This window comes from Nocardioides sp. GY 10127, from assembly GCF_004919085.1.
GTDB lineage: Bacteria > Actinomycetota > Actinomycetes > Propionibacteriales > Nocardioidaceae > Nocardioides.
In genome coordinates, this window is the sequence record NZ_STGL01000006.1 from 213,680 (window position 1) to 233,270 (window position 19,591).

The 19,591-nt window shown below is 72.5% G+C and carries 17 protein-coding genes; 6 read left to right on the top strand and 11 right to left on the bottom strand.

Going from position 1 to position 19,591, the window contains the following annotated elements; translation table 11 throughout:
• The first annotated feature begins 7 nt into the window (after positions 1-7).
• On the top strand, positions 8-1,075 hold the full coding sequence (locus E8D37_RS11095) for an alpha/beta fold hydrolase (protein WP_240770354.1): 1,068 nt from the start codon (positions 8-10) through the stop codon (positions 1,073-1,075).
• A gap of 114 nt (positions 1,076-1,189) precedes the next feature.
• Here the strand turns inward: E8D37_RS11095 and ugpC are convergent, their stop codons facing one another.
• Positions 1,190-2,269 carry a sn-glycerol-3-phosphate ABC transporter ATP-binding protein UgpC gene (gene ugpC, locus E8D37_RS11100; RefSeq protein WP_136569834.1) on the bottom strand — a complete coding sequence of 360 codons (1,080 nt, stop codon included), beginning with the start codon at positions 2,267-2,269 and terminating at the stop codon, positions 1,190-1,192.
• A gap of 178 nt (positions 2,270-2,447) precedes the next feature.
• Positions 2,448-3,134 carry a DUF1707 domain-containing protein gene (locus E8D37_RS11105; RefSeq protein ID WP_136569835.1) on the bottom strand — a complete coding sequence of 229 codons (687 nt, stop codon included), beginning with the start codon at positions 3,132-3,134 and terminating at the stop codon, positions 2,448-2,450.
• Positions 3,135-3,238: 104 nt separating this feature from the next.
• Here E8D37_RS11105 and E8D37_RS11110 point away from each other — a divergent pair, with 104 nt between their 5' ends.
• The gene (locus tag E8D37_RS11110) at positions 3,239-4,927 is read left to right on the top strand and encodes a fumarate hydratase (RefSeq protein WP_136569836.1); all 1,689 of its coding nucleotides are present in this window, start codon (positions 3,239-3,241) and stop codon (positions 4,925-4,927) included.
• Between the two features lie 41 nt (positions 4,928-4,968).
• Here the strand turns inward: E8D37_RS11110 and E8D37_RS11115 are convergent, their stop codons facing one another.
• Entirely contained in the window at positions 4,969-5,187 is a 219-nt protein-coding gene (locus E8D37_RS11115) for a hypothetical protein (protein ID WP_136569837.1), read from the bottom strand.
• Between the two features lie 93 nt (positions 5,188-5,280).
• Here E8D37_RS11115 and E8D37_RS11120 point away from each other — a divergent pair, with 93 nt between their 5' ends.
• Positions 5,281-6,675, top strand: coding sequence for a class II fumarate hydratase (locus E8D37_RS11120; protein ID WP_136569838.1), 1,395 nt, complete (start codon positions 5,281-5,283; stop codon positions 6,673-6,675).
• Between the two features lie 25 nt (positions 6,676-6,700).
• Here the strand turns inward: E8D37_RS11120 and E8D37_RS11125 are convergent, their stop codons facing one another.
• From E8D37_RS11125 to E8D37_RS11140, 4 genes are all read right to left on the bottom strand, one after another.
• Positions 6,701-7,186, bottom strand: coding sequence for a thioesterase family protein (locus E8D37_RS11125; RefSeq protein ID WP_136569839.1), 486 nt, complete (start codon positions 7,184-7,186; stop codon positions 6,701-6,703).
• 67 nt (positions 7,187-7,253) lie between these two features.
• Positions 7,254-7,997: a lytic transglycosylase domain-containing protein gene (locus tag E8D37_RS11130; protein ID WP_206055696.1), complete on the bottom strand. Its 744-nt coding sequence runs from the start codon at positions 7,995-7,997 to the stop codon at positions 7,254-7,256.
• A gap of 1,131 nt (positions 7,998-9,128) precedes the next feature.
• The gene (locus E8D37_RS11135) at positions 9,129-10,541 is read right to left on the bottom strand and encodes a PhoH family protein (RefSeq protein WP_240770356.1); all 1,413 of its coding nucleotides are present in this window, start codon (positions 10,539-10,541) and stop codon (positions 9,129-9,131) included.
• 342 nt (positions 10,542-10,883) lie between these two features.
• On the bottom strand, positions 10,884-11,657 hold the full coding sequence (locus E8D37_RS11140) for an isoprenyl transferase (protein WP_276606485.1): 774 nt from the start codon (positions 11,655-11,657) through the stop codon (positions 10,884-10,886).
• Between the two features lie 137 nt (positions 11,658-11,794).
• Here E8D37_RS11140 and E8D37_RS11145 point away from each other — a divergent pair, with 137 nt between their 5' ends.
• Positions 11,795-12,523 (top strand): hemolysin III family protein, encoded by a 729-nt coding sequence (locus tag E8D37_RS11145; RefSeq protein WP_136569841.1) that lies wholly within the window; start codon positions 11,795-11,797, stop codon positions 12,521-12,523.
• A 104-nt stretch (positions 12,524-12,627) separates the two neighbouring features.
• On the opposite strand, the gene E8D37_RS11150 is transcribed toward E8D37_RS11145, so the two are convergent.
• Positions 12,628-13,947, bottom strand: coding sequence for an MFS transporter (locus E8D37_RS11150; protein ID WP_168929722.1), 1,320 nt, complete (start codon positions 13,945-13,947; stop codon positions 12,628-12,630).
• A gap of 55 nt (positions 13,948-14,002) precedes the next feature.
• Here E8D37_RS11150 and E8D37_RS11155 point away from each other — a divergent pair, with 55 nt between their 5' ends.
• Positions 14,003-14,977, top strand: coding sequence for a DUF5937 family protein (locus E8D37_RS11155; RefSeq protein ID WP_136569843.1), 975 nt, complete (start codon positions 14,003-14,005; stop codon positions 14,975-14,977).
• Between the two features lie 8 nt (positions 14,978-14,985).
• Here E8D37_RS11155 and E8D37_RS11160 read toward each other — a convergent pair whose 3' ends face one another.
• Complete coding sequence (locus E8D37_RS11160) at positions 14,986-16,002, bottom strand: LacI family DNA-binding transcriptional regulator (RefSeq protein ID WP_136569844.1); 1,017 nt, start codon at positions 16,000-16,002, stop codon at positions 14,986-14,988.
• Between the two features lie 158 nt (positions 16,003-16,160).
• Between E8D37_RS11160 and E8D37_RS11165 the strand changes: the two genes are divergently transcribed.
• On the top strand, positions 16,161-17,564 hold the full coding sequence (locus tag E8D37_RS11165; protein WP_136569845.1) for a GH1 family beta-glucosidase: 1,404 nt from the start codon (positions 16,161-16,163) through the stop codon (positions 17,562-17,564).
• Positions 17,565-17,657: 93 nt separating this feature from the next.
• Here the strand turns inward: E8D37_RS11165 and E8D37_RS11170 are convergent, their stop codons facing one another.
• Both E8D37_RS11170 and E8D37_RS11175 read right to left on the bottom strand, forming a co-directional pair.
• Entirely contained in the window at positions 17,658-18,608 is a 951-nt protein-coding gene (locus tag E8D37_RS11170; RefSeq protein ID WP_136569846.1) for a carbohydrate ABC transporter permease, read from the bottom strand.
• On the bottom strand, positions 18,605-19,579 hold the full coding sequence (locus E8D37_RS11175; RefSeq protein WP_206055697.1) for a sugar ABC transporter permease: 975 nt from the start codon (positions 19,577-19,579) through the stop codon (positions 18,605-18,607). The genes E8D37_RS11170 and E8D37_RS11175 overlap by 4 nt, the downstream gene beginning before the upstream one ends.
• Positions 19,580-19,591 lie beyond the last annotated feature (12 nt).

Consider the following 19,591-nt stretch of genomic DNA (forward strand, 5'->3'; position numbering starts at 1 on the left):
GGTGGGCATGGTCTCCCCCGGCCCCGTGCCGCCGCCGACAGCAGCGTCCGCCCCCGCGGCCCCCTCCGGGCTGGGCTCCTCCGGGCTGGGCTCCTCCGCGCTGGACTCCCCCGCGCTGGACCCCGACGGCCACCCGGCCGACGACGTCCCCACCTCGGGCCCGGCGATGGCGCCGATCCGCGACGGCCTCGAGCTGTGCTACCAGACCTTCGGGGAGCGCACCGGCGAGCCGCTGCTGCTGGTCATGGGCCTCGGAGCCCCCATGACCTGGTGGGACGAGCGGATGTGCCGGATGCTCGCCCGGCGCGGCTTCTTCGTCGTCCGCTTCGACAACCGCGACACCGGCCGCTCCTCCGCGGTCGACGCCCCCGCCCGCCGCTCCGACGTCGTCCGCGCCTTCCTCGGACTGCCCACCAGGGCGCCCTACACGCTCGGCGACATGGCCGCGGACGCCGTGGCCCTGCTCGACCACCTCGACCTGCCGGCGGCCCACGTGGCGGGCATCTCGATGGGCGGCATGATCGCCCAGCGCGTCGCCATCGACGCCCCCGAGCGGGTCTGGAGCCTGGCGTCCATCATGTCGACCACCGGCCGCCGCGGCGTCGGCTGGCAGCACCCCTCGCTGCTCCTGCCGCTGCTCACCGACACCCGCGCCGATCGCAGCACCTCGGACGCCGACCGCGCCTCCTACGTCCGCCAGAGCGTGCGGACGTGGCGGCTGACCGGCTCCCCCGCCTACCGCCTCGACGACGACGCGCTGGCCCGCCGGGCCGAGGACACCTGGGACCACGGCGTGAACCGGGCCGGCACGGTGCGCCAGATGATCGCCGTGCTCCAGGCGCCGAACCGCGAGCCCGAGCTCCGCCGGCTCTGCCTGCCCACGACCGTCGTCCACGGCCTCGCCGACAAGATGGTGCACGTCTCCGGCGGCCGCGCCACCGCCGGCGCCGTGCCCGGCGCCGAGCTCGTGCTCGTGGAGGGGGTCGGGCACGACGTCCCCCTGCCCCTCTTCGGCTTCGTCGTCGACGCGCTGCGCCGGACCGCCGACCGGGCCGACGCCCCGCACCCGGCCTGAACCGACGGGGCCGGGGCCTACCCGCCCCGGGAACGTCACGAGGGCCCGGAGCCGTGCGGCTCCGGGCCCTCGTGCGTCACGACGACCGGGTGGCGTCGAACCAGGCTGGTCAGCTCAGTCGGAGAGGCGCGCGCCGGTGGTCGTGTCGAAGACGTGCACGTGGTGCGGGTCGGTGGTGACGTGGATGGTCTCGCCCTTGCGGGCGTGGTCACGACCAGAGATCCGCACGATGACCGTGCTCGGGACACCGGGGACGTCGCTGGTGCCGTAGAGGTAGTTGTCGGCGCCGAGCTCCTCGACGACGGTGATCTTCAGCGGCATGCCCTCGCCGGGGCCGACGATGCGCCAGTTCTCGGGACGGACGCCGATGGTGATCTCGCCGTTCATCTTCTTCTCGGCGGCGGGGTCGACCGGCACGGCGTAGTCGCCGATGTAGGCGGTCCCGTCCTTGGCGACGGCCTCGATCAGGTTCATCTGCGGGGAGCCGATGAAGCCCGCCACGAAGAGGTTGGCCGGCTTGTCGTAGAGCTTCAGCGGGGTGTCGCACTGCTGGAGCTCGCCCAGCTTCATGACGGCCACGCGGTCGCCCATCGTCATGGCCTCGACCTGGTCGTGGGTGACGTAGACGGTGGTGATGCCCAGGTCGGCCTGGAGCTTGGCGATGTCCGTACGGGTCTGCACGCGCATCTTGGCGTCCAGGTTCGACAGCGGCTCGTCCATGCAGAAGACCTGCGGCTGGCGGACGATCGCGCGGCCCATGGCGACGCGCTGGCGCTGACCACCGGAGAGGGCCTTCGGCTTGCGGCCGAGGAACTCGGTGAGGCCCAGCATCTTGGCGGCCTCCTCGACGCGCTTGGTGCGCTCCTCGGTGGGCACCTTGGCCATCTTCAGGGCGAAACCCATGTTCTCGGCCACGGTCATGTGGGGGTACAGGGCGTAGTTCTGGAAGACCATCGCGATGTCGCGGTCCTTGGGCGGGGTGTGGGTGATCTCCCGGTCGCCGATGAGGATGCGTCCGGAGTTCACCTCCTCCAGGCCCGCGAGCATGCGGAGGGTCGTGGACTTGCCGCAGCCGGAGGGGCCGACGAGCACCATGAACTCGCCGTCGTTGATCTCCAGGTCGATCCCGGGGACAGCGGGGCTGTCCGCACCGGGGTACCAGCGCTGGGCCTTCTCGAAACGCACAGATGCCATGACAAATTGCTCCTTCACCGGCAGGCACGTGCCGGACGATCCGTCGTAAAGGGAGTGACGCCACTCACGTGGCGCAGGCCACACCCTAGACCGCGCGGCCCGAGTCCGCACCCCTCATCGGGGACGGCGCGGCGTCCTCGGGCGGGGAACGGGCACGATCCCGGACGCTCCGGGCAGGTCAGCGCGGCCGGCGCTGCCCGGGGCCGGGCTCGGCTCGCAGGGGCTTGCGCTCGACCTGCACCGCTCCCCACAGCGCGAACCCGGAGACCCGGAGCGTCCTTCGGGGCCGACCGGGCACGTCCACCGGGCCGCTGCGCGGGCCGGCGTGCGCGCCCATGACGCCCATCCCCTCCATCACGACGTCGACCTCGGGGCCGACCACGACGTGCACCCCGCCCATCACCGCGTGGGCGCTGATCTCGAGCCGGTCGCTGGGCCACCGGGCCTCGCGGAGGTCGATCTCCGCGCCACCCCAGACGGCGACGACGGTGGTGCGCAGGGCGGGCGTCCAGGTGCCGCGGCGCTCGAGGCCGGAGAACATCACCAGCGAGCCGGAGCGCTGCCGCACCTCGGTGGAGGGCCACGCGTCGGCGGTCCCGGCCGGGGCCGGCACCGCGGGCGGCAGGACAGCCGGCAGCGACGCGCCCAGCGGCGGCAGGTCCACCACCAGCTCGGTGAGCTCGCCGTAGGTCCGGGCGGCGAAGCAGGCCTCCAGCCGCTGCTCCAGCTCGTCCAGGTCGAGGCGCCCCTCCCCCGCGGCCTGCCGCAGGTGCTCGGCGACCTCGTGCCGCTCGGCATCGCCGACGCGCAGGTGCGCCGCGGCGTCCCGTACGGGCTCGGTGGGGACCTCGGGCGGCTGCTCCATGCGTCCACCCTAGGAACTCCGAGCGCCGCGCGCAGGCAGGTGCTGGTCGAGACGTGAGACCCACGCCACCGCACCCACCGCGACGAGGACTATCGTGGCTGATCGTGGCCGACGCTGAGTTCCGTTACTCCGACCTGCTCCCGACCGGCAAGGACGACACGCCCTACCGGCTGATCACGACCGAGGGGGTCAGCACCGTCGAGGTCGACGGGCAGACCTTCCTCAAGGTCGACCCGGAGGCGATCCAGCGCCTCACGGCGGAGGCGATGCACGACATCGCGCACTTCCTGCGACCGACCCACCTCGCGCAGTTGCGCAAGATCCTCGACGACCCCGAGGCGTCCGGCAACGACCGCTTCGTCGCGCTCGACCTGCTCAAGAACGTCAACATCTCCGCCGGCGGCGTCCTGCCCATGTGCCAGGACACGGGCACGGCGATCGTGATGGGCAAGAAGGCCGAGGGCGTGCTCACCGGCGCGGACGACGCGGAGTGGGTCAGCAAGGGCGTGTACGACGCCTACACGAAGCTGAACCTGCGCTACTCCCAGCTCGCGCCGATCACGACGTACCAGGAGAAGAACACCGGCTCGAACCTGCCGGCCCAGATCGAGCTCTACTCGACGCCGGCGAAGGACGGGAAGAGCCCGGAGTACAAGTTCCTCTTCATGGCGAAGGGCGGCGGCTCGGCCAACAAGTCGTTCCTCTTCCAGGAGACGAAGGCGATCCTCAACCCCAAGCGGATGCTGCAGTTCCTCGACGAGAAGCTGCGCTCGCTCGGCACCGCCGCCTGCCCGCCGTACCACCTGGCGGTGGTCATCGGCGGCACGAGCGCGGAGTTCGCCCTCAAGACCGCGAAGTACGCCTCGGCGCACTACCTCGACAACCTGCCGACCTCCGGCTCGATGGACGCCCATGGCTTCCGCGACCTCGAGCTCGAGGAGGAGGTCTTCAAGCTGACGCAGGACTTCGGCATCGGCGCGCAGTTCGGTGGCAAGTACTTCTGCCACGACGTCCGCGTGGTCCGCCTGCCCCGCCACGGCGCCTCCTGCCCCGTCGCGATCGCGGTCTCCTGCTCCGCCGACCGCCAGGCGCTGGGCAAGATCACGGCCGAGGGCGTGTTCCTCGAGCAGCTCGAGACCGACCCCGCCAAGTACCTCCCGGCCACCGGCACCACCCAGCCCGCGGACGACGCCGACGTGGTGCGCATCGACCTCAACCGGCCGATGTCGGAGATCCTCGAGACCCTCTCCGCGCACCCGGTGAAGACGCGCCTCTCGCTCACCGGCCCGCTGGTGGTGGCCCGCGACATCGCCCACGCCAAGATCCAGGAGCGACTGGACGCCGGCGAGGACATGCCGCAGTACCTGAAGGACCACGCCGTCTACTACGCCGGCCCGGCCAAGACGCCCGAGGGCTACGCGTCCGGCTCGTTCGGCCCGACCACCGCCGGGCGGATGGACTCCTACGTGAAGTCCTTCCAGGCCGCCGGCGGCTCGATGGTGATGCTCGCCAAGGGCAACCGCTCCAAGCAGGTCACCGAGGCGTGCGAGGAGTTCGGCGGCTTCTACCTCGGCTCCATCGGCGGCCCGGCCGCCCGGCTGGCGCAGGACTGCATCAAGTCCGTCGAGGTCCTGGAGTACCCCGAGCTCGGCATGGAGGCGGTGTGGAAGATCGAGGTCGAGGACTTCCCCGCGTTCATCGTCGTGGACGACAAGGGCAACGACTTCTTCACCGACCCCTCCGGCGCCGTGACCGTGCCGCTCACCGGCATCCGGGTCCGCTCGAAGGAGTAGGACCCGACGCCGGCTCCTGTCGGCTCTGGTTCCTATCGGCTCTAGTTCCTGTCGGAGCCGGCTCGGGAGTTGGGCCCGGTCGGGCCCTCGTCCACCGTTCCCGACTCGCCGTCGGGCTGTCCGGCGACGGACTGGTCGTCGCTGATCGGGGTGTCGGCGTCGGCGGGGTCGAGGGCGCCGACCTCGGAGACCTGGCCGTCGGCCTCGGCGTCCGTGCGCTGCTCGGCGAGCATCTCGTCGCGTTCCTGGGGTGTGGGCATGGCACCCCGGTATCCCGCCTCCGCGTCGGCCCGCCCACCCCTCCGGGGGCCCGGGCACGGAATGTCACGCGGTCGTCAGGCGTCGATACCTGTATGGACAGCGGCGACGGCGGGTTCCGGACAGAGCACGACAGCATGGGCGAGGTCCTCGTCCCGCGGGACGCCCTGTGGCGGGCCCAGACCCAGCGTGCGGTCGAGAACTTCCCGATCTCCGGCACGCCGATCGAGCCGGCGCTGATCCACGCCATCGGGCACGTGAAGGCCGCCGCTGCCCGGGTCAACGTCGAGCTCGGCGTCCTCACCCCCGAGGCCGGCGCCGCGATCCAGGACGCCGCGGGCGCCGTGGCCGCCGGGGACCACGACGCCGCGTTCCCCATCGACGTCTTCCAGACCGGTTCGGGGACCTCGTCCAACATGAACGCCAACGAGGTGATCGCGTCGCTGGCGCTGCGCGCCGGGGTCGAGGTGCACCCCAACGACCACGTCAACGCCAGCCAGTCGAGCAACGACACCTTCCCCACCGCGATCCACGTGGCCGCCGCCGTCACGGTGACCGAGCAGCTGCTGCCCGCCCTCGACGTCCTCGCGACGAGCCTGGAGGCGAAGGCGGAGGAGTTCGCCGGGCTGGTGAAGTCCGGCCGCACGCACCTCATGGACGCCACCCCGGTGACGCTCGGGCAGGAGTTCTCCGGCTACGCCGCCACGGTGCGGTACGCGGCCGAGCGGCTCGGGTCCGTGCTGCCGCGGGTGCGCGAGCTGCCGCTGGGCGGGACCGCGGTCGGCACCGGCATCAACACCCCGCGCGGGTTCGCCGCGCGCGTGATCGAGGTGCTCGGCGAGCGCACCGGCCAGCCGTTCACCGAGGCCCGCAACCACTTCGAGGCGCAGGGCACCCGGGACTCGCTCGTCGAGCTCTCCGGGGTGCTGCGCACGATCGCCGTCGGGCTGACCAAGATCTGCAACGACCTGCGCTGGATGTCGTCGGGCCCCACGACGGGCCTGGCCGAGATCCACCTGCCCGACCTCCAGCCCGGGTCGAGCATCATGCCGGGCAAGGTGAACCCGGTGCTGCCGGAGGCCACGCTCATGGTCTGCTTCCAGGTGATCGGCAACGACGCGGCCGTCACGGCGGCCGGGGCCAGCGGCGCCTTCGAGCTCAACGTCGCGATGCCGGTGCTGGCCCGCAACGTCCTGGAGTCCGCGCGGCTGCTGGCAGCGTCCTCGCGTCTCCTGGCGACCCGCTGCGTCGACGGCATCACCGCGAACGCCGACCGGATGCGCGCCTACGCCGAGTCCTCCCCCAGCGTCGTCACCCCGCTCAACAAGCACCTCGGCTACGAGGACGCCGCGGCGGTGGCGAAGAAGGCCCTCGCGGACGGTGCGACGATCCGCGACACCGTCGTGGCGATGGGTTTCGTCGACCGCGGCGTCCTCACCATCGACGAGCTCGACACCGCCCTCGACGTGGAGTCGATGACCCACCCGTGAGCGCCCGCAGGGGCGACCGGGCGGCTCAGCGCCCCCGGAGCGGCACCGGCGTCCCGGCGTAGGCGGACAGGACGGCGCGGAGGTCGTCGTCCATCGCCCACGGGCGGCCGGTGGTGGTGTCGAGCAGGACGACGGTCGTCTCGGCGAGCACGCACGGGTCCGCGTCGGGGGCCAGCCGCAGCTCGAGCCCGACGTCCAGCGAGGAACCGCCGACGCGGCTGACCCGCAGCGAGACGAGGTAGGGCCGGTTCGGGTCCAGCGGCACCTCGGCGCGGTACTCCACGTGGTGGGCCGCCACGAGCTCGGTGACGTGCCCCGGGGCCGCGGCCATGACGCCGGTGAACGGCACGCCGTCGGCGGAGACGAGCGGGGCGAACCGCAGGAAGCGGAACCGCGCCTCGTCGAGGACCCGGACGAGCTCGACGTTGTCGGCGTGGCCCTCGAGGTTGACGTCACGCACCCGGGCGGCGATCTCGCACTCGAACGGGGCGGAGGTGTCCTGGTCGGTCATGTCCCGGATGCTGCCAGGGACGGCCGGAGGCGTCTGTGACGCGTCCGACGCGGCGGAGCCTGTCGGCTCAGTACCAGTTGTAGGCCTGGCTGTGCGCCCAGGCGGAGCAGGGGCTGCCGTAGCTGGCCTGGATGTAGTTCAGGCCCCAGGTGATCTGGGTGACCGGGTTGGTCTGCCAGTCGGCGCCGACCGTGGCCATCTTGTCGCCGGGCAGGGCCTGCGGGATGCCGTAGGCGCTGGACGTCGGGTTGTCGGCGTCGACCTGCCAGCCCGACTCCTTGGTCCACAGCGAGTCCAGGCAGGTGAACTGCGAGGAGTCCCAGCCGTAGCTGGAGAGCATGGCCTCGGCGATCTCGCGCGGGTCGTCGTCGGAGGAGTCCTCCGACTTCGTGACGGCCTCGCCGTCCGCGGAGAGCAGGGCCACCTTCGTCTGGTCCGTCGCGTCGCGTCGGTCGGCGCTGCGCGAGACGGTCTCCCGGTCGGTGTCGGTCTCGGCCGCCGTGGTGGCCTCGACCCCGGTGAGCAGGTCCGCCGCCGTGAGCGAGATGGCCGAGTCCGCCGAGTCCGCGACCGCCGTCGGAGCGGCCTCGCCCACGACCACGCCACCCGCCACGACCGTGCCGGTGGCACCCACCGCCAGCGCGGAGACCACGACGGTGGTCCGCACGGCGAGCTTGGGCGCCTGGGCGAGCGGCGACGGCGTCCGCGGCGCAGCGTGCCGGGCCGCGTGCTTCGCGGTGGCGACGGGCTGCGGGGTCGCCGGCGCGTCGGGGGTGCGACGGCGGCGGCCGGGCTGGCGGTGCTTAGACAAGGGCGGGTCCGGGTAAGGGTCAGGGGCGGCGCGGGGGCGTCCACCTCGTGCTCGGGCAGTACAGGGATGCGGTCGGGGGCGGTCTCAGAGCAAGCGTTGACGTGACCCGTCCGTGAGCCACCATGCATGACGGCCGGTGGCCAGACAAACCGAACACGGGTTCCTTGTGCAGAACTTTCACGTTCAACGACCCATACGCCTCAGTAATCACACACGTCACACGAGACTGCCCCCGATGCCGACTTTCACCCCGATCGGGTGTCGTGCTGGCACGACCTTGCTCGCGCTGGCACGACCCTGTTCACCCTCCCCCTGCTGCCTACGTGTCGTCGCGGCGGTGGTTCTGGCAGTGGCGCTGTCGTTGGTGCGGCCGGTGGCGCCCGGCCGCTCGGCCGGGGCGCCGCCGGCGCTCGGCCGGTGGTGCCGCCGGCGCTCGGCCGGTGGTGCTGCCGCGGCTCGGCCGGTGGTGCTGCCGCGGCTCGGCCGGTGTTGCTGCGGCGGGCTGCGAGTGCCCCGGTGCCGGCTGGGGCGTTCGGTCCTCGTGGGCACGAGGACCGAACGCAACAGCCGGGGTGGAGGCAGCCGCCTGAGCAGCGCAAACGCGGGGCGAGCCGCAGCTGGGCCGGCGTTCGGTCCTCACGGAGCACGCCCGACCGCACGCGCACCCCGATAGTCGGCCGCAACTCGCCCAGCACGCGCCCACAGCCGGCCGCGAGCGTTCGGTCCTCGTCGCCACGAGGACCGAACGCAGCAGCCGCACCGCACACAGCCGCCTGACCAGCGCAAACACAACGAGAGCCGCAGCTGGGCCGGGGTTCGGTCCTCACGGAGCACGCCGGACCGCACACAGCGCCCACCCGGCCGCCCCCAGCCCGCCCAGCACGCGCCCGCAGCCGGCCGGAATCATTCGGTCCTCGTCGCCACGAGGACCGAACGCAGCAGCCGCCCCGAAGACAGCCTCCTGAGCAGCGCAAACACAACGAGACCCGCAGCTCGGGCGGGGTTCGGTCCTCGTCGCCACGAGGACCGAACGCAACAGCCGCCCCCAGACACAGCGAGGAGCCCCCGCCCACGACGTCTGCGCAAGTCGTCGCGGTGCGGGGGCTCCCGGTCAGTGGCGCCGGAGCCGGCTCAGAGCGTGACGTTCTCCAGCATCTCCGTGACGAGCGCCGCGATGGGCGAGCGCTCGGAACGGGTGAGGGTGACGTGGGCGAACAGCGGGTGCCCCTTGAGCTTGTCGATGACGGCCACCACGCCGTCGTGCCGGCCGACGCGCAGGTTGTCACGCTGGGCGACGTCATGGGTGAGGACGACCTTCGAGTTGGCCCCCATCCGGGACAGGACGGTGAGCAGCACGTTGCGCTCCAGCGACTGCGCCTCGTCCACGATCACGAACGCGTCGTGCAGCGAGCGCCCGCGGATGTGGGTGAGCGGCAGGACCTCGAGCATCCCCCGGTCGACGATCTCGTCGATGACGTCCGGGGTGGTCATGGCCGAGAGGGTGTCGAAGACGGCCTGCGCCCAGGGCGACATCTTCTCCGACTCCGAGCCGGGCAGGTAGCCGAGCTCCTGGCCACCGACGGCGAACAGCGGGCGGAAGATGACGACCTTGGAGTGCTGACGACGCTCGAGGACCGCCTCGAGCCCGGCGCACAGCGCCATCGCCGACTTCCCGGTGCCGGCGCGCCCGCCGAGGGAGACGATGCCGATCTCGGGGTCGAGCAGGTGCTCCAGCGCGATCCGCTGCTCGGCGCTGCGTCCGTGGATGCCGAACGCCTCCCGGTCGCCCCGCACCAGGTGCACCCGCTTGTCCGCGCCGACGCGGGCCAGCGCGCTGCCCCGGTCCGACATCAGCCGCAGGCCCTGGTGGCACGGCAGGTCGCGCGCCTCGTCCAGGTCGGCCACGCCGGAGTCGTAGAGGTCGTCGAGGACGGTGGCGGCGACGTCGAGCTCGCTCATGCCCGAGTAGCCGGTGTCGGACTCCGAGATCGCCTCGGCCCGGTACTCCTCCGCGTCCAGGCCCACGGCGGAGGCCTTGATGCGCAGCGGCATGTCCTTGGAGACCAGCGTGACGTCCGCGCCCTCGGAGGCGAGGTTCTTCGCGACGGCCAGGATGCGGGTGTCGTTGTCGCCGAGGCGGAAGCCGGACGGCAGGCAGGTGGGGTCGATGTGGTTGAGCTCGACCCGGACCGAGCCGCCCTCGTCGCCGACGGGCACGGGGGTGTCCAGCCGGCCGTGCTCCACGCGCAGCTCGTCGAGCATGCGCAGCGCGGCACGGGCGAAGAAGCCCAGCTCGGGGTGGTGACGCTTGCCCTCGAGCTCGGTGATGACGACGACGGGCAGGACGACCTCGTGCTCGGCGAACCGGCGGATGGCCGCCGGGTCGGCGAGGAGCACGCTCGTGTCCAGCACGTAGGTGCGGACGCTCGGCTTGCGCCGGCGAGGTCGTCGGGTGCTGCGGGTGCTCGTCGCGGTGCCGTCGGCCGCCTCGGTGGCGGTGGTCGGGCGGGGGGACTGCTGCGACTGCATGGCCTGGTCCGGCACGGTTTACCCCTCAGTGGACCGACGCAGGCACTCTCCGCCCCGGCCCTAGCTCACACGGTTGGACCGGGATGCCCGAAAGCGGGAGTGCCCGCCTCCGATCGCGCGGCAGGGCGTGTCCGCCTGCCGTGCGGTGCAGTCGCGAGTGATCACGATCGGGCCTCCAGGTTCGGCAGGCTTCCCCACCTGCCGATGCCGGGAAATTAGCCCCGCGAGGCCCTTCTCCGTGGCGACACGCGGGTCCGGTACCGGACGCTTCCGCGATTGTTTACGCGCCCGACACGAGACCGGGCCGCGCGTGACCCGGCAGACACGCCCGCGACGACGAACGGACGATCTCCGGCGTCAGGACCCGAAGCGGCGCTCGCGCAGCGCGTAGCTGCGGATCGCCCGGAGGAAGTCCACCCGCCGGAAGTCCGGCCAGTAGGCCTCGCAGAAGTAGAACTCCGAGGTCGCCGACTGCCACAGCAGGAAGCCGCCGAGGCGCTGCTCCCCCGACGTCCGGATCACGAGGTCCGGGTCGGGCTGGCCGCGCGTGTAGAGGTGGGAGGAGATGGCGTCGATGTCGACCTCGCGCGCCAGGTCCTCCAGGCTGGCGCCGCGCCGGGCGCCCTCGGCGAGCAGCGAGCGCACGGCGTCCGCGATCTCCTGGCGCCCGCCGTAGCCGACAGCGACGTTGACGAGCATCCCGTCGACGTCGCGGGTCGCCTCGGCCGCGCCCTTGAGCCGCTCGGCCAGGGCGTCGGGCAGCAGGTCGACGGCGCCCACGGGGTTGAGCCGCCACCTGCCGGTGTCGGCGAGGGAGTCGACGGCGTCGGCGATGATCTCCAGCAGCGGCTCGAGCTCGGCGGCCGGCCGGTTGAGGTTGTCGGTGGACAGCAGCCACAGCGTGACGACCTCGATGCCGACCTCGTCGCACCAGCCGAGCAGCGGCTCGATGTTGGCCGCCCCGGCCCGGTGGCCGTGCGCCGTGGACTGGCCGACGGCCTTGGCCCAGCGGCGGTTGCCGTCCAGCATCACGCCGATGTGGCGCGGGAGGTTGTCCGGGAGGTGACGCACGAGCCGCGCCTCGTACATCGGGTAGAGCACCCGTCGCAGCGCACGCCTGACCTGACCCACGAGCAGCAAGAGTAGGGCCACACGCGTCTCCCGGTGCGAGGAAGGCCGGTCCCGGATACCTACTCGTGGGTAACTCATGTGACCGGAGACGCGCCGAAGGCGCTGGACGACGTGCACCAGGCCGCTACGTTTGGAATATGAACTCCCCCCTGCCGTCCGTCCGCGCCGGAGTCGACTCGCTCCAGGGCTCGCTCTCGGGCATCAAGGCCGAGATCAAGCCGCGCCTGCGCGGCTGGCTGCACCTGGGCATCGCCCCGCTGACCCTGGCGGCCGGCATCGTGCTCATCGCGCTCTCCCCCGACACCCTCACGAAGGTCGGCTCCGCCGTGTTCACCGGCTCGGCGCTGATCCTGTTCAGCGTGTCGGCGATCTACCACACGGGCACCTGGTCGCCCCGGGTCTGGGCGTTCCTGCGCCGCTTCGACCACTCCAACATCTTCGTGCTCATCGCGGGCACCTACACGCCCTTCGCGCTCATCCTCCTGGAGGGCACGCAGCGCACCGTCCTGCTCTCAGTGGTGTGGGGCGGCGCCGTGCTGGGCGTGGCGTTCCGCATCTTCTGGAGCCACGCGCCGCGCTGGCTGTACACGCCGATCTACATCGCCCTGGGCTGGGCCGCGATCTTCTTCCTGCCCGGCTTCTTCAACGGCGCGGTGAACCTCGGCCTGGGGATCGGCATCGCCGTCTTCGTGCTCATCTGCACCGGCGGCGCGCTCTACACGATCGGCGGCGTCGTCTACGGCGTGAAGCGCCCGAACCCCTCGCCCCGCTGGTTCGGGTTCCACGAGGTCTTCCACAGCTTCACCGTGCTGGCCTTCGTCAGCCACTACGTCGGCGTCTCCCTGGCCACGTACGCCCTGCGCTGAACCCTGCTCTGAACCCTGCACTGATCCACCCCGCAGGCCGAGCGCCGAGACCTCCAGCTCCCCGGTCACCCAGCGCATCCACCACTCGTCGGTGAGCACCCGGATCACGAGGCCGTCACCGCCTCGCGCAGGCGTCGTGCCCGCGGCGCCGCACGGTCCGCCAGGACGACGGCCGCCGACCCCGCCAGCGCGAACCCGAGCCCGACGACGGCCCAGCCGGGCGCGCCGTGCCCCAGCACCACGCTGGTGAGCAGGCCGGGCGCGAGCATCGAGGCCAGCGCGTAGCCGGTCTGGCTCACACCCTGGTAGGCGCCGGCCGCACGCGGGTCGGCCAGCTCGAAGGTGAGCCCCCAGGCACCCGCCTCGCCCCACACCTCGCCGAGGGTGGCGATGACGGCGGCCAGCAGCAGCACCGCCACGACCGCGGTGACCGGCAGGTCGCCGATCCCGGAGAGCGGGAACACCAGGCAGGCGGCGAGCAGCAGCCAGCCGGCCCGGCGCACGGCCCGGGCTGAGACCCGGACGTCCTCGGTGCCCGCCGAGACGCGCACCTGGGTGAGCGCGACGAGCACGGTGTTGACCACCAGCACCGCCGAGACCATCACGTGCGGCGCGCTGGTGCGCTCCGCGATCCACAGCGGCACGACCACGCTCTGCAGGCCGAACTGCAGCGCCATGAGCGAGGTCAGCAGCACGACCGCGAGGTAGGTGCGGTCGCGCAGCGGCGAGGGACCGCGCCGGGCGGCGGGGGCTTCGGCGGGCACGTCGGCGGCCCGCCCGCCGAGCACCCCGAGCAGCCGGGGCTCGCGCCGCCGCAGGCCCACGAGCGGGGCGACGGCCAGCAGCGCCAGCGCCCCGACCAGCAGGATCGTGGCGCGGTAGGCGGCCGGCGTCCCGACGAGGAGGGCCCCGCCCGCCAGCACGGTGCCGAGCCCGATGGCGACGTTGGTGACGACGTGCATCCGGGCGCGCACGGCCACCCGGTCGCGTCCGGTGAACCACTGCGCGAGCAGCGCCTGCTTCGCCGAGCCCTGGACGCTGCGCGCGCCCGAGACCAGGCAGGCGATGAGCACGAAGGACCAGGGGCCGTCGGCCGCGGCGTAGGCCAGCAGCGCGAGCGCCTGGACGACGCCGGCGGCCTGGAGGATGCGGTCGGCGGGGACGCGGTCGGCGAGCCGTCCGCCCGCCAACGAGCACAGGACGCCGACACCGCCCGCGACCGACAGGCCCCACCCGACCGTCGCGGCGGACAGGCCCACGACCTGGGTGAAGTACAGGGCGCTGACGCTGTAGAACAGCCCGTTCGCCAGGGCCCACGAGGCGGTGGCCAGGCTGAGGGCGCGCTCCACGGGCTCGCCGACGAGGCCGGGCATCAGCCGGTGGAGGGGCCCGGCGAGGAGCCGCGCGGGGGCAGGTCGGTTCACGCTCCCTGTCTGACAGCACCGCGGAGAACCCGCCACCGATGTAGCGTCCTGCTTCATGCTCACCTACCGGCTCGACGGCACCGACCTGGCCTCGGTCCGGTTCGCGGTCTCCCCGCTGGGCGAGGCCGCGCTGTCGCTGCGCACGTGGCACGAGCCCGGGCTCTACCCGCTGCACCTGCCGTGGCTCCAGCGGACGGCGCCGCTGCGCCAGGGCCTGGACGAAGAGGTGCTCCTCGGGCTGGTCAACGAGCGCCTCTCGCTGCCGGACTTCATCACCCCGCACCCCGCCTCACCGCTCACCCGCCTCGACGAGCAGCTCGAGGCGCTGGCCCACGTCGACCCCGCGGTGGTCGCGGAGGACCTCGCCGAGGTCCACCGCGACGGACTCCCGCCTGCGCTGCGTGGCGAGCCCCGGGTCGTGCGCGACCGCATCGTGGCCGCCCTCGCCGAGTACGCCCGGGTCTGCCTGGAGCCCTGGTGGCCGCGCCTGCGCACGGTGCTCGACGCCGACGTGGTCCACCGCGGCCGCAGGCTCGCGCACGGCGGGCTCGCGGCGGTGTTCGACGACCTCAGCCCGCAGGTCCGGCTCGAGGGCGACCTCGTGCAGGTCCGGCTCAGCATGCGCCGCGACGCGACCCGCGCGACGTCCGGCCGCGGCCTGACGCTCGCCCCCAGCACGTTCCTCGTGCGGGTCACCTTCCCGCTCGGCAAGGACGAGGAGCCGCTCATCATGTACCCCGCGCGGGGCGTGGGGACGCTGTGGGAGGGCGAGCGGGCGCGCCAGCTGGACGAGGGCGAGCACCCCGAGCTGGCGGCGCTGCTGGGCCACGCGCGGACCGAGCTCCTCGTCGCGCTCGCCGAGCCCGCCTCGTCCTCGGAGCTGGCGCTGCGCTCCGGGGTGACGACCTCGGCGGTCAACCAGCACCTGCGCGCGCTGCGGGCCGCGGGGCTCCTCGCCTCCGCCCGGCACGGGCGCCACGTCCTCTACCAGCGCACCGACCTGGGCGACCGGCTGCTCCGCGGCTCCTGACGCCCCCCTCAGGGACGCCGCGGGCCGGTGGTGCCGCGCACGACCAGCTCGGTCGGCACGCTCACGTGCTCGGGCACGTCGTCGTCGATGCTCGCGGAGAGCAGGTGCAGCGCCTGCCGGGCTGCGATCCGGCCCTGCTGGACGACGGGCTGGCGCAGCGTCGTGAGGTCCATGAACCGGGACATCTCGTGGTCGTCGATACCGATCACCGAGAGGTCCCCCGGCACCGACAGCCCGCGCTCCCGCGCCCGGTGCAGCACGCCGATGGCCATCTCGTCGGAGGCCGCGAACACGGCCGTCGGCGGCTCGTCCAGCGCGGCCAGCTCGTCCCAGGCGTGGATGCCGCCCTCGCTGGTGAACCCACCGTCCACCTCGAGCCGCGGGTCGTGGGCGAGCCCGGCCTCGCTCAGCGCCCGCCGGTAGCCGCGCAGACGCAGCCGCGGGGTGGTGAAGTCGAGGCCCTCGTCCTTGAGCCCGCCGACGTAGGCGATCCGGGTGTGCCCGAGCTCGAGCAGGTGGCGCGTGGCCTGCACCGCGACGTCCTCGTCGTCGATGCTCACGCTCGGCCAGTGCGGCACCCGCAGGCCGACGGTGACCACCGTGCGCCCCGGGCGGGCGAGCCGGCGCTGCTCGGTGGCGGTGGGCTCGATGCCGACGATGATCAGCGCGTCCACGCGCTTGGTGAGCAGCTCGGAGCCCAGCACCCGCTCGCGGGCCTGGGGGTCGCCGCCGAGGTTGTAGAGGGCGAGGTCGTGGTCGTGGCGCCGCAGCTCCTGCTCGGCGCCGAGGAGGATGGTGGAGAAGTACCAGCGGGTCACGAACGGGACGACCACGGCGACGGTGCGGGTGCGGCCGCCGCTGGCCAGGCCCACCGCGTGCGGCGAGGGCACGTAGCCGAGCTTGACGGCCGCCTCGAGGACGCGCGCCCGGGTGTCCTCGGAGACCCGCGGGAGGCCGCGCAGTGCGCGGGAGACCGTGGCGGTGGAGACACCGCACTCGCGGGCGACGTCGTCGATGCTCGTCATCGCGCGCACCTCCCGGCTCCCCCGGCGTCCCCGGCTCCGCGGACGCGACGTGGGCGCGGCCGTGTGGCCTGCCCCGTCGCCTGCCGTTGGCGGCATGGTGACGGCACCCGGGCGCGGCAGGAGTGACCCGACGCATCGTGGACACCTAGGTTGTGACCATGAGCACTCCGCAGACCCCCCTCTCCCTGCCCGTGCGGCTGGCCGACGGCTCGCGGCTCGAGCTCGGCACCGCCACCGCCTCCTACCAGGTGGAGGGCGCCATCGCCGAGGACGGCCGGGGCCCCTCGATCTGGGACACCTTCACCGCGAGGCCCGGTGCCGTCCGCGACGGCAGCTCCGGCGAGGTCGCCTGCGACAGCTACCACCGCTACCTCGAGGACGCCGACCTGGTGGCCGGACTCGGGGTCGACTGGTACCGCTTCTCGATCGCCTGGCCGCGCGTCGTCCCCGCGGGCACCGGCGCCGTCGAGCAGCGCGGCCTCGACTACTACGACCGGCTCGTGGACGCCCTCCTCGAGCGCGGCCTCAAGCCCACCGCGACCCTCTACCACTGGGACCTCCCGCAGCCCCTCGAGGACGCGGGCGGCTGGCTGGTGCGCGAGACCGCCGAGGCGTTCGCCGACTACGCCGAGGTCGTGGCGGGACGCCTGGGCGACCGGGTCGGCACCTGGGCGACCCTCAACGAGCCCTGGTGCGCCGGCTACCTCGGCTACGCCGCCGGCGTCCACGCTCCCGGACGCTCCGAGGGCGGCGCCGCCCACCGGGCCGCCCACCACCTCATGCTGGGCCACGCCCTGGCCGCCGAGCGCGTGCGCGCGAACGGCCCCGCGGACGTCGGCATCGTGCTCAACCTGGCGCCGATCTGGCCGGAGACCACCGGCACCCCCGAGGCCGACGCGGTGACCGACGGCGTCGACGCGCTGCGCAACCGCGTGTGGCTCGACCCGCTGGTCGACGGCGCGTACGACGAGGGACTGCTCGCGGTGGCCCCGGAGCTGGGCGACCCCGAGCTCGTCCGCGAGGGCGACCTGGCGGCCATCCTGGGTTCCGCGGACTGGATCGGGATCAACTACTACACGCCCGTCCGCCCCACCCCGGCCACCGGCGCCGCCAACGAGGGTGGCCACCCGGAGGGCGGCGCCTACCCCGGCGTCCCGCCCTTCGACCTGGTGGTCCGCGAGCCCGTCACCGACATCGGCTGGGAGATCGACGCGAGCGGTCTCGAGGAGCTGCTGGTGACGACCGCCGAGCGGACGGGGCTGCCCGTGCTCGTCATGGAGAACGGTGCCGCGATGGCCGACACCGCCGTCACCGACGGACGCGTGGACGACCAGGACCGCATCGGCTACCTGCGCGACCACCTCGCCGCCACCGTGGCGGCGCGCGCCTCGGGCGCCGACGTGCGCGCGTACGTGGTGTGGACCCTGCTCGACAACTTCGAGTGGGCTGAGGGGTACACGAAGACCTTCGGGCTCGTCCACATCGACTCCCGGGACCAGACGCGCACGCCGAAGGCCTCCTACCACTGGGTGGCGGAGCAGGCCGCGGCGCTGCGCGCGTGAGCGGTTGACGGCCACCCGTCGGTGCCGGACCGGGGCTTCCGGTCCGGCACCACGGGTGCCGTGTGGCTGGGGCGGCGCCGACGGCGCCCCCGCTCAGCCCTTGACGCTGCCCGCGAGCAGCCCGCGGACGAAGTAGCGCTGGAGCGCGATGAACACGATCAGCGGGATGATGAGCGACACGAACGCGCCGGAGGCGAGCAGCTGCCAGTCCTGACCGCGCTCGCCGACCAGCAGCACGAGGCGCTGCGGCAGCGGGGTGACCTCGGGCGAGCTGAAGACCAGCGCGACCAGCAGGTCGTTCCACACCCAGAGGAACTGGAAGATGCCGAACGCGGCGATGGCCGGGGCCATCAGCGGCAGCATGATCCGGGTGAAGATCTGGACGTGCCCCGCGCCGTCCACCCGCGCGGACTCGATCAGCTCGCCCGGGATCTCCCGCATGAAGTTGTGCAGCAGGAAGATCGCCAGCGGCAGGGCGAAGATCGTGTGGGAGAGCCACAGCTCGTAGAGGCCGCCCGCCGGGGCGTCCCTGCCGGCCAGAGGCATGAGGTTGAACGGCGGGTCGACGTAGAGCTGGAGCAGCGGGACCAGGGTGACCTGGATCGGCACGATCTGCAGGGCGAAGACCGCCACGAAGATCGTGTCCCGACCCTTGAAGTCCATCCACGCGAAGGCGTAGGCGGCGAGGGTCGCGAGGCTGATCGGGATGAGGACCGCCGGGATGGTGATGACGATCGAGTTGATCAGGTTCTCGCCCAGCCCCGTCCCGCCCGAACCGCCGCTGAGCACCTCGCGGTAGTTGTCGAGCGTGACGTTCGGGTCGGTGAAGAAGTTCCACCACCCGTTGCTCTTCACGTCGGCCTCGGGCCGGAACGAGCTCACCAGCAGACCGAACGTGGGGACGGTCCACACGATCGCGATCACGAGGGCGACCGCCGACGCGACGTGGCCGGTGAGGCCCTCCTTCGCGGCGGTGGAGGCCGACTTGGGCTTCGGGCCGGCCGGCGTGGCCGGCTTCTCGGCGTCGGGCAGCACGGCGGTCATCGCGCCTCCAGCTTCCGCATCTGACGGGTGTTGTAGACGACCACCGGCGTGATCAGCAGGAAGATCACCACGGCGATGGCGGTGGCCAGGCCCTGGTTGCCGGAGACGAAGTTCTGTCGGTAGAACTCATAAGCCAGCACGCTGGTCCCGAAGTTGCCGCCGGTCGCCGTCTGGACGATGTCGAAGACCTTCAGCGTCGCGATGGTGATCGTCGTCAGCACCACGATGAGCGAGGGCCGGATGCTCGGCACGGTGATGTAGCGGAACATCTTCATCCCCCCGACCCCGTCGAGCCTGGCGGCCTCGACGATGTCGTCCGGGATGGCCTTGATCGAGGCCGAGAGGATCGTCATCGCGAACCCGGCCTGGATCCAGATGAGGATCACGATCAGGAAGAACGTGTTCCACGGCTGCTTGAGCAGGAAGTTGTAGGCGTCGAGGCCGATCCACTCCAGCATCTGGTTGGCGAGACCGAGCTGGTCGACGCCCGGGGCCGTCTGCTTGTAGTCGTAGACGAACTTCCAGATGATCGACGCGCCGACCATCGAGATCGCCATCGGCAGGAAGAGCAGGGCCTTGGCGAACTTCTCGAACCGCGACCGGTCGACGAGCACGGCGTAGACCAGCCCGATGCCGGTGGAGACCAGCGGCGTCAGCACCACCCAGAACAGGGTGTTGCGGAGCACCTGGAGCTCCTGCTTGTTGGTGAAGAGCGTCTTGTAGTTGTCCAGGCCCACGAACTCCTGGGTGAAGGTGGAGCCGCCCTGGAACGACTGCCACACCGTCAGCACCGCCGGGTAGAGCAGGCCGACGCAGATCAGCAGCAGGGCCGGGCCGACGAAGGCGGCCGCCTGCACGCGCTCGCCGCGGCGGGAGCGGAGCCCCTGGGTGAGCAGCAGGATCACGGCCATCACGCCGAAGAACAGCGCGACGGCGATGACCATCTGGATGAGCTTCTCGGGTGTTGTCACAGTCCTCCCCGT

What these genes read in the sequence shown, in the direction of transcription:
- E8D37_RS11095 (WP_240770354.1), top strand. Translation starts at nt 8, where the DNA reads ATGGTCTCCCCCGGCCCCGTGCCGCCGCCGACAGCAGCGTCCGCCCCC.
- ugpC (WP_136569834.1), bottom strand. Translation starts at nt 2,269, where the DNA reads ATGGCATCTGTGCGTTTCGAGAAGGCCCAGCGCTGGTACCCCGGTGCG.
- E8D37_RS11105 (WP_136569835.1), bottom strand. Translation starts at nt 3,134, where the DNA reads ATGGAGCAGCCGCCCGAGGTCCCCACCGAGCCCGTACGGGACGCCGCG.
- E8D37_RS11115 (WP_136569837.1), bottom strand. Translation starts at nt 5,187, where the DNA reads ATGCCCACACCCCAGGAACGCGACGAGATGCTCGCCGAGCAGCGCACG.
- E8D37_RS11120 (WP_136569838.1), top strand. Translation starts at nt 5,281, where the DNA reads ATGGACAGCGGCGACGGCGGGTTCCGGACAGAGCACGACAGCATGGGC.
- E8D37_RS11125 (WP_136569839.1), bottom strand. Translation starts at nt 7,186, where the DNA reads ATGACCGACCAGGACACCTCCGCCCCGTTCGAGTGCGAGATCGCCGCC.
- E8D37_RS11145 (WP_136569841.1), top strand. Translation starts at nt 11,795, where the DNA reads ATGAACTCCCCCCTGCCGTCCGTCCGCGCCGGAGTCGACTCGCTCCAG.
- E8D37_RS11155 (WP_136569843.1), top strand. Translation starts at nt 14,003, where the DNA reads ATGCTCACCTACCGGCTCGACGGCACCGACCTGGCCTCGGTCCGGTTC.
- E8D37_RS11160 (WP_136569844.1), bottom strand. Translation starts at nt 16,002, where the DNA reads ATGACGAGCATCGACGACGTCGCCCGCGAGTGCGGTGTCTCCACCGCC.
- E8D37_RS11165 (WP_136569845.1), top strand. Translation starts at nt 16,161, where the DNA reads ATGAGCACTCCGCAGACCCCCCTCTCCCTGCCCGTGCGGCTGGCCGAC.
- E8D37_RS11170 (WP_136569846.1), bottom strand. Translation starts at nt 18,608, where the DNA reads ATGACCGCCGTGCTGCCCGACGCCGAGAAGCCGGCCACGCCGGCCGGC.